Genomic DNA, 10,736 nt, shown 5'->3' with positions numbered 1-10,736 from the left:
GAGAGTTCCAGCCCATGTGCTACCCCGCCACCTGCAAAGTCTGCGGCAAGACGACCTGGAGCGGCTGCGGTCAGCACATCGCCGACGTGCGCCGGCGCGTGCCCGCAAACCAGTGGTGCAACGGCAACCACACCGACGCCGAGAAGGCCGCCGCCTCCGGTGGCGGGTTCTTCGGCCGGCTCTTCGGACGAGGCTGACCGTGAGCACCGTCACCCTCACCGCCGGCACGCTCAAGGGCCAGATCGAGCAGAACGACATCATCCTGATCGACTTCTGGGCGGCCTGGTGCGGCCCCTGCCGTATGTTCGCCCCCGTTTTCGAGACCGCATCCGCGCAGCACCCGGACATCGTCTTCGGCAAAGTCGACACCGATACCGAGCAGGAACTCGCCGCGGCCGCCGGGATCACCTCGATCCCCACCCTCATGGCTTTCCGCGACGGCGTCCTCGTGTTCTCACAGCCCGGAGCGCTCGCCGCCAAGGACCTCGAGGATCTGATCGGTCAGATCCGCGCCATCGATCCGGCTGAGCTCACCGCCGCCAAGGCCCGCACCTGAGCCGAAGAGATACCCTGGCGGGTACCGCGAGCCGCCCGTCTCTCCCTGCTCCTCGCCGCCCCCTTCGGCTCCATCGAGAAAGAAGAACACGCCGTGGCAACTACCGCCGCCGACATCAAGCCCGTGCTCAATCGGCTCCGCCGCGCGCAGGGCCAGCTCAACGCCGTCATCGCCGCCGTCGAGAACGGCGGCAAATGCCGCGACGTCGTCATCCAGCTCGCCGCAGTCTCGAGTGCGCTCGACAAGGCTGGCTTCCAGATCATCTCCACCGCCATGCAGAAATGCATCACCGATCCCGACGACGACTCCGACCCGATGACGGTCGAAGAGCTCCAGAAGCTCTTCATGACTCTCGCGTGAAGGAGATGACCGACGCCGCAACGTCCGGTGTGGTTGTTCACCTCGATCAGGCCGACCCCGCCAAGCACGCCGCCGTCCTCAGGAACGTCAGCAACCTCATCGATGCGCTCGAACCGGAAACGGACATCGAACTCGTCGTCCACGGGCCAGGCATCAGCATCCTTCTGCAGGACAGCCCGCACCGCGACACCGTCCGCACGCTCCAACACCGCGGACTCACCGTCGACGCATGCCGGAACACTCTCCGAAGCGAACACATCGACGCCGAGCAGCTTGTGGCCGATACCGTCGTCGTTCCCTCCGGCATCGCTCACCTCGTGATCCGTCAACGCGAAGGCTGGGCGTACCTGCGGCCGTGATGGCGGCGGGCGTGCCCCTCGGGTTATCTCGTAAGGTAAGTCCGATGGAGAACACGACAGCGCGTCTATTCCGCGCCCTGATGGGGCTTGTCATCTGCGTCGTGGGCGCTGGAATCGCTGTCATCGCGATCATCCTCACCGTCGAGTACGCCTGGGGATGGATCTTCCTCGTTGGGCCAGTCGCGCTTGTTCTCGCCGCGCTCTCCATTCGGTGGGGAACTCGCCTGATTTCGCACTAGGGCGACGCGCACCGACCCGGACCAGAGCGGGAGACCGCGCGGCTCTGCGAATCCGACATCGTGAGCACAATGTGCTGCGCTGCACGCACAGCCGCCAAATCTTCCCCGGCCAGCGATAAGAGAACGTTGAAGTCGAAGAACCCCTCCGGCCAGGACATCGACACCGTACGCCGACCATGACCTCATCCGAAGAGGAGTCGGCGGCCTGATCAACGCGCTCACCATCCAGATTGGACAGGGCTGGATCGGACGCCTTCGGCGTGCTGACTTCCTTACTCTTCTCTCCGATCCGGCAGCCGACCATAGCAAGCTCCGGCAACTCCAGGCCCCGGTCGTCGCTATTTGCAGACTCCACTCGCTGCGCTCACTCCGCTTAGCAACCGCTGCCTCCGGGCATTCCGCTGCCTCCACCCGCTATCGATCTTTGTGCCGGAACGGCCAGAAGAACGATGAGGGAGTTCAAGATCATGAGCGGCAAAGTCACCATCCGGAGCGCGAAGGAGCGACAGGTAGAAGCGGTGGCACTCCACGCGTCGATCGCAGAGCAGGTCCAACAACTCGCCGAGAGCGGCCAGTGGCGGGCGTTCCTTGAGTTCGCCCGCTCCTTCCACAAATACAGCCTAAATAACCTCCTCCTGGTGCTCTCCCAGAACCCCAACGCGACCGTCGTCGCCGGCTTCCGACAGTGGCAGACCAGGGGACGACAAGTTCGCAAAGGCGAGAAGGCAATCAAGATCTTCGGCTACCGCGAGAGGAAGGCCAGCCGCGACGACGACAAAGACGAGACCGAAGGCGAACTACGAGTGGTGCGCTACTTCCCCACCCTTTCCGTGTTCGACATTGCACAGACCGACCCAATCGAAGGAGCCGAATCCCTCCCCCAGAACCCAACCCGCCGCCTAACCGGCCACGACGACCACGGCGTCATCGCTCCGCTGACCACGCACCTCCAAGCCAACGGATGGAGTGTCCAACGCGCACCGCTCATGAACGCGAGCGGGTACACGGATCCCGGACTGCACCGGGTGACCCTGGCGGAAAACCTGGCAGTCGAGCACGCGGCCAAGACACTCATTCACGAAACCGCGCATATCAAGCTGCGCCACGTCGAGGATCTCGACGAGTACCGCGCCCACCGGGGGCAGATGGAGGTGGAAGCCGAATCGGTCGCCTACATCGTCGCCGGCCTGTCCGGGTTCGATACCAGCGCGTACAGCATCGGCTACATCACGGGTTGGTCCGGCGAGGACACGGCCCTCGTTCGAGACACGGCCGCGCGAGTACTAAAGGCAGCGCACACGATTGCGGCAGTCATCGAAAAGCCTCACTAGGTTGTGTTGCTAAACGCGGTTCGCCCGCCCGGCGTTGCGCATGTCGATCGCATCGATGTTGGCGGAGCAGGGCATGCGGCATCTACGCTCGGCGCGCGTTAGCCTGGTCGTATGGCTCAGTTAACCCGTGATGGCTCCGATGCCGTGGTCACTCTGTCGGTGTTCGAGAAGGTCGAAGGATTGCTTGCGTCGACTCGTTTCTCGCTGGGCAACGTCACCTCCGTGGAGGTTGTGGACGACGCTCATGAGCAGGTCAAGGGGTGGGGAAGAGACTTCAAGCTCGCCGGCCGATATGTTCCCAGCACGACCGCAGTTGGAACCTTCCGCAACGGCGAAGACCACGGCATCACGCTCGCTCTTGTGCACTCCGACACCCCACGCGGGCTGCGGATCGAGCTGTCTGGTGAACCCTACAGCCGTGTGGTGATCGGCCTTGCGGATCCGGAAACCACGAAAGCCCAAGTGTTCGGCGATTAGCCCCTATTGCTCGGGCTGCTGGAGAGCCAGTGGAGGGCTGCGGCAAGGCAGAGGCCGGCGTGGTAATTGCGTGCGGTCTTGTCTGAACGCATCGCGATACCGCGCCATTGCTTGAGCTTGTTGAAGCACCGCTCGACGACGTTGCGGCCTTTGTAGCGTTCGCGCTGCTGGCCGCCGAAGTCGATCGGGCGACCTCGCTTCTTCCGACGATGCGCGATCTGATCCTCACGCTCTGGGATCGTCGCCGCGATGCCGCGCTCACGCAACCACGCCCGGTTCGCTCTGGACGGGTAGCCCTTGTCGGCCATCACCCGGTCCGGACGAGTCCGAGGTCGGCCGCGACCGGCCGGGACCCGGATCTGCTCAAGCGTGGCCGCCATCATGCCGGTGTCCGCGGCTTGCCCGGGAGTGAGGATGAACGCGAGCGCGCGTCCCTTCCCGTCGCAGACCAGGTGACTCTTCGTCGTCAACCCGCCGCGGGAGCGGCCGATCGCATGATCTGGCGGTTCGTCACCGAACTTTCTGTAGTTCGACCCTGCCCCCTGTGTCGCGGGGCAGGGTCGCGCCGTGCTGATGCACGCGCACGATCGAGGAGTCGATCGACGCGACCCAGTCCAGGTCGCCAGCCTGCTGCGCAAGCGTCTGCATCCTTTCCAGCACCCGCGCCCACACGCCCTGATCGGACCACCGGTTGAAGTTCTTGTAGATCGTGTTCCAGTTCCCGAACCGCTCCGGGACGTCCCGCCACGGTGCGCCCGTCCGGAACCGCCACGCCGTCGCCTCGACCACCATGCGACGATCCACAGGAGGCCGGCCCGAGGCCTTCACAGCCGGGAACAACGGGCCGATCACAGCCCACGCCTCATCAGAGATCACATCACGCGACACAAGATCCAGAATCACCCCGAGCCACCAAAACGGGTTTAGCAACACGGCCTAGGCCGTCAGTCGCAACGCGAAGAGCCCCGATCCGCTCGGACCGGGGCTCTTCGCTGTCGGGGAACGGAACCGCGTTGAAGCGGCTCGAAGAACAGATCGGGCGAGACGTGGTGAGAATGACGCCAAGCGAAGAAGCGAGGACAAGAAGAGAAGGACGCAGATCGAGAGAACCACAAAAGAGAACTACAAATACAACGGCCAAGGCTAGAACCGACGGAGCGAGACGAGAAACGACGAAAAAGAGCGAATGCACGTAGGCACTCTTTGAGATGAACTTGCAATTTGCGCGCCAAAATTGGCGCGCAACCGGAACGTGTAAGTGTGAGAGGTGGAGTGGCGCGCTGGAAGCGCGGGCAGCAAGCCCAAGGTGTCAAGCAGGCGGTGCGCTATGCCTTCGGCGGTGTCTGTGACGCGACCCTGACGGCCAAGACTGCCGACGGTGCACTGGCCGCGGCCGGGTACGCGGACGCAGTAATGACCCGGTACATCGTCGAGAACGGTGCGATCCGCGACGACCTACTCACCCGCTCCCAGCTGAAGGACTGGGTCGACGGCATCGACCCGCTGACCGGTGAGCGGCGGGGCCGGGATCTGGAGTCTCCGGTCGCGGATCTGATTCTGGATGCGACGATCAACGCGCCGAAGTCGTTCTCGATCGCGGCGATGCTGGACCAGGAGTTGGCGACCGCGTATGAGGATCTGCAGGACCGATTGCGGGATCGGATCATCAAGCTGTGGCAGACCGAACTCAACGCCCGCCGGGGAAAGCAAGGAGCCATCCGGGAAGACCTCGCCCGGATCGAGGTCGTCGAGCTGCAGCACGAAAGGTCCCGCTCGCTGGACCCACACAAGCACCGCCACCTGTGGCTTAGCGTCAAGGTCCAGGGCGTCGACGGGAAGTGGTCGAACGTCGACACCAGGGTCGCGTTGCGATTCCAGAACGTCATCAACGCCGAGGGCGACCTCGCCTCCCGCACGGACCCAGAATGGGTCGCGACCCTCGCCGCGAAGGGCTTCACGCTGAACGCGGATGGGGAGATCGCGCAGCTGCAACATCTGGTGCGGCCGCTGTCGAAACGTTCTGCACAGATTGAAGCTAACAAGGTTGCGCACCTGCGTCAGTGGAAAGAGCAGCACGCCGACGAGGAGCCCTCCGCCACCGTCCTGACCCAGATAGACCAATGGGCATGGGCGGCCGGCCGGCCCAACAAGCCCGGACGGTTGAGTGAGGACGATTGGGCATCCGTTGTGATGGCGGAGATCCTTGTCACGGATCCGACGCTCGCCCGGCAGCGCAGCGAGATCGCGCCACGCTCCGCGCCCATCGAGGAGCTCGACGTTGAACTCCTGGCGGCGAAGGCGATCGTGGATGCCGATGCAAGGTCGACGGGAACGGGTGGCCGGTTCAGCGAAATGGATGTCCGAGCTGGCGCGATCCGAGCGATCGCCGCTTCCGGTGTGATCAAAGACCATTCTCAGCTCGCTGCCGTCATAGACGAAGTGATCTCGCTCGCCACACGGACGCACACAGTAACACTCCTGTCAGACACTGATGTCCCAGCCCATATCAAGCGGCGGATGGCAACCTCGACTGCAACACTGAAGGCCACCATCGCCCAGCGAACCGACTCGCTTGCAGTCCCTGGCGAGGTGCTCCGGGCGGACCAAATTGCGACGATCGCAGCCGCCATTGAGCCCCACCGACCTCTAGATAAAGGTCAGCGTCTAGGAGCTGGCTCAATTGCTGGCTCGGACCGAGTCGTGGCGATTTCCGGCGCAGCTGGCACGGGCAAGACGACCATGCTCAAAGTTGCCGGCGTCGCACTGCGTCGCCAAGGTCGGTCGATGTTCATCGTTGCTCCAACGAAGAAGGCCTCCGCGGTTGCGGGCCGGGAAACCGGGAGTTCATCGTCGTCTCTTCACCAACTCCTTCACGACTACGGGTGGCGGTGGAGCAGCAACCGAGCCGGGGCCACCGAATGGTCGTGCCTGCGCGCGGGTGAAGTCGACCCAGATACCGGTGCCCGATACGCAGGACCGCGAATCGAAATCCGTCCTGCGGATCGCATCGTCGTTGATGAAGCCGGCATGCTTGACCTCGAGGCTGCGAGCGCGCTCCTTGACGTCGTCGCCCGCACTGGTTCCGGCGTGGCTTTTGTGGGAGATCAGCTCCAAGCACTTCCCGTGGGTCACTCCGGCGCCATGGCTCTCTTCTGGCGTCGCGCGACTCGTCAGGTCGAGCTTCTGACGGTTCACCGATTCAAGGATCCCGCGTGGGCAGAGCTGAGCCTTCGATTGCGTGAGCCGGGAAGCGCAGACGCAGCCGACGTTGCTGATGAGCTAATTCGTACAGATCACGTAGTCCTCACGAATAACGAGATCGAGGCGCGTAATGCGATGGTGAGTGCCTGGTTCGAGGCGGGACGAGGTGGCCAATCCATAGCTCTCGTCACGGCTACGCACTCTGAAGCGCAGACGCTTAGTGAGAGCATTCAGGCTCAGAGGATCGCAGAGGGTTCTGTCGATACTCGGCAGGCAATATTCGGTCAGGCTGAGCAGTCGATTTTCGTCGGCGACGTCGTGCAGACTCGCCGCAACGACAGCGCAACCGATGTTCAGAATCGCCAGAATTGGCTATTACAAAAGATCACGCCTGAGCACGTATTACTGGTATCAGCCAACGATTCGTTGGATCTCCGAAAGATATCCCTCGAGTACGCCCAATCGCATCTCCACCTGGCGTACGCGACGACCGTCTACGGTGTCCAAGGCGAGACAACAGACGTGTCAGTCGTAGGTCCCGGAGTCGACGCCGCTGGACTGTACGTCGGGCTCACACGAGGCAAGGACAACAACAGAGCCATCCTTGTGGCGCCTACCGATGCGGCTGCTCGAACTCAACTCATTGAGGCAATGCAGCGGCATCCGATCGAAGACACCTTGGAGAAGTCGCGCGCGGCTGCCCGAATCGAGCTAACCCGAGCCGCACAAGCCAGTACTGGGCCTACGGCGTCCAACACCGCACGCCGGTCAGAAACCCACATGACCTGAACTCAAGTCCCGATCACGGTGAGGCCTCTAAGTCGGAGTTGACGGCCGATCGCGCTCGCTCCGTCGAGACCTCCTCCTAGCGAATCAAAGCGCATAAGTGCCACGCCTAGCGAGTCGGCGAGGTCCTGGGCATCTGGAAAGACGCCTCCAGGCACAAAGACCAATGCAAATCGCCCGTCGACGGCAGCGACGTTAGCGGCATTCTGAACCACGTCGACATCCAGGTTCTGACGGCGATTGTCGACCCAAGCCAAGACGCTGCTGCTATACAGATCGCAAACGTGGCGCGTCTCCCCGTGTGCCACCACCGTGTCAGCGGCGCCGAGGTAGATCATCCATTCGCGGCACAACTCGACGGCTTCGCTGTCAGACGCCCTCCATTGGCGTGGCAGCGGCGGTTCAAGATCCATGCCTCCAAGTTTCCACCCGACCTCTGCGAAAGATCACCAGGTCTCCCTCGGAGGCAATGGTGCATCCATGGGGCGGCGGCGAGTGCTCACGTGGCAAACGCACTCGATGGCCGCTCGGTTCCGGCCCCGCCTTTCGATCTCAGCCCGCGAAGGTCCAACCGAGCGCCCGAAATAGGTCCTCGATCGACATAAACGGATGGCCCTTGTCGGCGCATACGTTTGGGATGTGCGGCTTGGCTGGGCTGTTCGAGGGCTTTTCATAGCTGACGACGGGATAGCCACGCGCCATCCCCAACGCGATCACGAACGGATCCACCGTTGAACGCTTGCCACCGTTGGTTATGAGAGCGGGGTGACTGGCCAGAACGTCCGTAGCTGCAGCCTGAATGTCTTCGTCTAATGGAACGAAGAACGCGCTTCTCCGCTTTGCCCACGCACCGATGGCGTCGTCCTTCCTTATCAATTCGTCCTTGACAGGCTGAACAGCGACGAGGGTTCCATCCTCGATGCCTCGCTCAATGCGCGCCCAAACCCCGGGGAAAACGTCGGGCCAGTAGTGGTCGCGCCACGCGGTGATGATGATGCTCGTGTCGATCGAATAGACCATCTCAGTCAGACTCCGGTCCACCGGCGCGTGCCAGCAGTTTCGGAATAGACTCCGTCTTCGAGCGAAGCAGGTTCGCAGCCTCGTAGGTACTCAGAAGGCCTTCGTTGTGTACCCCCACGACCAAACGAACGTACCCCTTCCCAAGGTTTCGAACTTTCGTGCGCAGCCCGTCGCCACCCTTTTGCTTGGATTGTCCGCGCCCGCTTTCCAATTGCTGTTCGTAGCTGGTCATCGCTCTCCAAGATTCGTAGAAGGCTCGACTGGCTGCGCCCATGTCGACGAGGCGTCGAAGGACGACCTCGGGGCTGACTCCCCAGGCCCGAGCTTCGGAACGAAGCACATCAAGCGGCCAGTCGTTTGCCGTTGAGTCGCTTTGACGAACAATCTGCCTAGTTCCGAACAGGGCTCCTGGGACCAGGATCTCCGACGCTATCCGGTTGCACTCGACCTCAATTTGGTCTCGCTCTTCATCGGGTGCCGCTTGGTCGTGCAGGTCACATAGCCCCGACGCGTTCAAGAGAATATGAGCGTACTCATGCATCAGTGTGAAGATGCGACCGTTGAAGTGTTCGCTTCCATTTACAGCAATGACTGGCACCGGGTCTTGAGCAATCGAAAAGCCCCTTGCCTCTCGCGGGTCCACGAGGTTCATTGTGATCACAAGGATTCCCAGTTCTTCGAGCGCACTGCTCCAGAAGAAGAACCATTCGTAGGGCTTACCTGATGATCCGGGCATCGGAATGAGGGCATGCTTAGTCAACAGCCTGCGTGCTCGCGCAGGGAGATTGTCATCAGCAGATGTAACGGGTCCCTTCCACATCTCTCGGGGGGACTCGTCGCGAAGGTCCAAGAGTTCGATCACGTCATCGCGCTGTGCCTCCGCCCGGCGAATTTCTGACGCTAGGTTGGGACCCCAGGATCGAGTCGCGTCGGGAAGGCGCCGGAAATCGCGAACCCGTTCTGGGACCTCGGGACGCTGGCTCAGGAAGAAAGCGGCCAATGGGCGCCTGTACACCTCGGCCGCCTTCTGAAGCTTCGCGACCGTTAGCCCTGGTTCACCATGCTCCCAGGCTGCCAGGTCCGCTTCCGACACTCCGAGGCGACTTGCAGCATCAGGGAGGGAGGCACGGGCCGTCTCTCGCGCCCAGACCAACATGTCCGGGTTGATCTTCGCGGGAATCGAGCGCGCCATGCGCTCACCATACAGGTGGCCGGTGCGGTTCCTCGGGACCATCTCTCCGCATCCCCTAGCTCTGGGGTCTGAGAACCCACCGGTATTTGCGATTGCGTCAGTACACGCAAAGGCGAGACGGCCGGTGAGCCGTCTCGCCTTTGCGACCGCCTACGACAACGCCGACGCGGGCTGACTCGACGTTTGCGAGATGGCGGGCCCGGTAGATGTGGCTGCCGGGCCGTCAGCTTTTGGGGCGCGACGGGTGACCTCCGCGGTGGTGTAGCGGAGGGAAGGGCCGACGCTGTCGGCGACGACTTCGGTGGCTGCTCGGGGTTCGCCGGTGGCTTGGTCAGTCCAGTGGCGGAACTCGAGGTTGCCGTTGACGATGACGGTGTCGCCTTTGGCGAGGCTTGCGGTGACGTTCTCGGCGGTGCGGCCGAAGACGGTGGTGCGGTGGTACTGGGTGTCGCCGTCGACCCATTTGCCGTCTTCGAGCTTGCGGTCGGTGACGGCGACGGTGAACTTGGCGAACTTCGTTCCGTTCTGTGATTCGCCGTAGTCGGGGTCGGCGACGAGGTTGCCTTCGATGCTGATCGGAATTCGTGTGCTCATCGTTCTGTTCCTTTCGATTGGGCGGCCGTTCGTCGGGTCGCTTTCACTTACAAGTTCCAGTTGGGCTTAGGAAAGTGCGCGCAGGAGGCGCGCAAGTCGCGTCCGGGCAACCTAACGTCTGGCGTGACTCTGGCCGATCCAGTCAGCCCAGTCGGACGCCGCCGCATCGTCGCCGTTCTGCGGGAGTTCGGTGTGACCGTTGTGACATTCGCCGTTGTACCAGGTCGCTAGGCGAGGAATCGCGACCGCGAGACGTTCGTGCCAGCCGATAGGTCCGTAGCCGGCGTCGAGGCTGTCGTAGGAGACAAGCCAGGCGGTGTGCAGGGCGGAGAGCTCTTCGACGAGCGCGCCATGCTTGTACCAGCAAGGTGGAATCTTCCGGATCGGGAGGTTGTAGCGGTGGGTGAACCAGGTGACCCAGTCCCGCAGTTCGGTCCAAACCTGTGGGGCGTCGGCGTCTTCGAGGGTGCGCCAGTTGATCACGGTGATGCCGAGCATCCCCGGGGTTCGTCGGGGTGCCTGGTCATCCCAGGTCTCGGGGAGTGAGGCCACGAGTTCATCGAGTGGGATGTCGTCGGTCACTGCTGGTCCAGGGCTTCGATGTAGCGGCCGATCTTTGCG

The 10,736-nt window shown here is 62.7% G+C and carries 13 protein-coding genes and 1 pseudogene; 8 read left to right on the top strand and 6 right to left on the bottom strand.

What is annotated here, in order from left to right; genetic code table 11:
* From AC1ROC_RS20145 to AC1ROC_RS20115, 7 genes are all read left to right on the top strand, one after another.
* The coding region (locus AC1ROC_RS20145; protein WP_493001960.1) for a DUF8730 family Cys-rich protein at positions 1 to 197 on the top strand (197 nt) is incomplete at its 5' end.
* A gap of 2 nt (positions 198 to 199) precedes the next feature.
* Positions 200 to 556: a thioredoxin gene (gene trxA / locus AC1ROC_RS20140; RefSeq protein ID WP_493001959.1), complete on the top strand. Its 357-nt coding sequence runs from the start codon at positions 200 to 202 to the stop codon at positions 554 to 556.
* Positions 557 to 649: 93 nt separating this feature from the next.
* Positions 650 to 916, top strand: coding sequence for a metal-sensitive transcriptional regulator (locus tag AC1ROC_RS20135; protein ID WP_168690196.1), 267 nt, complete (start codon positions 650 to 652; stop codon positions 914 to 916).
* A 5-nt stretch (positions 917 to 921) separates the two neighbouring features.
* On the top strand, positions 922 to 1,275 hold the full coding sequence (locus AC1ROC_RS20130) for a DsrE family protein (RefSeq protein ID WP_493001958.1): 354 nt from the start codon (positions 922 to 924) through the stop codon (positions 1,273 to 1,275).
* Between the two features lie 44 nt (positions 1,276 to 1,319).
* Entirely contained in the window at positions 1,320 to 1,514 is a 195-nt protein-coding gene (locus AC1ROC_RS20125; RefSeq protein WP_493001957.1) for a hypothetical protein, read from the top strand.
* A 449-nt stretch (positions 1,515 to 1,963) separates the two neighbouring features.
* A complete protein-coding gene (locus AC1ROC_RS20120) occupies positions 1,964 to 2,845 on the top strand; it encodes an ArdC-like ssDNA-binding domain-containing protein (protein WP_493001956.1) in 882 nt (293 codons plus the stop codon).
* A gap of 111 nt (positions 2,846 to 2,956) precedes the next feature.
* Positions 2,957 to 3,322: a hypothetical protein gene (locus AC1ROC_RS20115; RefSeq protein WP_493001955.1), complete on the top strand. Its 366-nt coding sequence runs from the start codon at positions 2,957 to 2,959 to the stop codon at positions 3,320 to 3,322.
* Here the strand turns inward: AC1ROC_RS20115 and AC1ROC_RS20110 are convergent.
* Positions 3,319 to 4,252: pseudogene (locus AC1ROC_RS20110) on the bottom strand (IS5 family transposase). The gene AC1ROC_RS20115 and the pseudogene AC1ROC_RS20110 overlap by 4 nt on opposite strands.
* Before the next feature lie 342 nt (positions 4,253 to 4,594).
* On the opposite strand from AC1ROC_RS20110, the gene AC1ROC_RS20105 reads away from it, so the two are divergent.
* On the top strand, positions 4,595 to 7,312 hold the full coding sequence (locus tag AC1ROC_RS20105) for an AAA family ATPase (protein WP_493001954.1): 2,718 nt from the start codon (positions 4,595 to 4,597) through the stop codon (positions 7,310 to 7,312).
* Positions 7,313 to 7,314: 2 nt separating this feature from the next.
* On the opposite strand, the gene AC1ROC_RS20100 is transcribed toward AC1ROC_RS20105, so the two are convergent.
* From AC1ROC_RS20100 to AC1ROC_RS20080, 5 genes are all read right to left on the bottom strand, one after another.
* On the bottom strand, positions 7,315 to 7,722 hold the full coding sequence (locus tag AC1ROC_RS20100; protein ID WP_493001953.1) for a hypothetical protein: 408 nt from the start codon (positions 7,720 to 7,722) through the stop codon (positions 7,315 to 7,317).
* A 139-nt stretch (positions 7,723 to 7,861) separates the two neighbouring features.
* The gene (locus AC1ROC_RS20095) at positions 7,862 to 8,329 is read right to left on the bottom strand and encodes a DUF4411 family protein (RefSeq protein WP_493001952.1); all 468 of its coding nucleotides are present in this window, start codon (positions 8,327 to 8,329) and stop codon (positions 7,862 to 7,864) included.
* A 1-nt stretch (position 8,330) separates the two neighbouring features.
* Positions 8,331 to 9,521, bottom strand: coding sequence for a helix-turn-helix domain-containing protein (locus AC1ROC_RS20090; RefSeq protein WP_493001951.1), 1,191 nt, complete (start codon positions 9,519 to 9,521; stop codon positions 8,331 to 8,333).
* Positions 9,522 to 9,671: 150 nt separating this feature from the next.
* The gene (locus AC1ROC_RS20085) at positions 9,672 to 10,115 is read right to left on the bottom strand and encodes a single-stranded DNA-binding protein (RefSeq protein ID WP_493001950.1); all 444 of its coding nucleotides are present in this window, start codon (positions 10,113 to 10,115) and stop codon (positions 9,672 to 9,674) included.
* Between the two features lie 111 nt (positions 10,116 to 10,226).
* Positions 10,227 to 10,697: a hypothetical protein gene (locus AC1ROC_RS20080; protein ID WP_493001949.1), complete on the bottom strand. Its 471-nt coding sequence runs from the start codon at positions 10,695 to 10,697 to the stop codon at positions 10,227 to 10,229.
* Positions 10,698 to 10,736: the final 39 nt, after the last annotated feature.

Source organism: Leifsonia sp. GW821-FHT13C05 (assembly GCF_058806515.1).
This window is presented reverse-complemented; position numbering and strand designations above follow the sequence as displayed.

Excerpts from the sequence above, each read along its gene's own strand:
- AC1ROC_RS20130 (WP_493001958.1), top strand. The coding sequence starts at position 922 with ATGACCGACGCCGCAACGTCCGGTGTGGTTGTTCACCTCGATCAGGCC.
- AC1ROC_RS20125 (WP_493001957.1), top strand. The coding sequence starts at position 1,320 with ATGGAGAACACGACAGCGCGTCTATTCCGCGCCCTGATGGGGCTTGTC.
- AC1ROC_RS20120 (WP_493001956.1), top strand. The coding sequence starts at position 1,964 with ATGAGGGAGTTCAAGATCATGAGCGGCAAAGTCACCATCCGGAGCGCG.
- AC1ROC_RS20115 (WP_493001955.1), top strand. The coding sequence starts at position 2,957 with ATGGCTCAGTTAACCCGTGATGGCTCCGATGCCGTGGTCACTCTGTCG.
- AC1ROC_RS20100 (WP_493001953.1), bottom strand. The coding sequence starts at position 7,722 with ATGGATCTTGAACCGCCGCTGCCACGCCAATGGAGGGCGTCTGACAGC.
- AC1ROC_RS20095 (WP_493001952.1), bottom strand. The coding sequence starts at position 8,329 with ATGGTCTATTCGATCGACACGAGCATCATCATCACCGCGTGGCGCGAC.
- AC1ROC_RS20090 (WP_493001951.1), bottom strand. The coding sequence starts at position 9,521 with ATGGCGCGCTCGATTCCCGCGAAGATCAACCCGGACATGTTGGTCTGG.
- AC1ROC_RS20085 (WP_493001950.1), bottom strand. The coding sequence starts at position 10,115 with ATGAGCACACGAATTCCGATCAGCATCGAAGGCAACCTCGTCGCCGAC.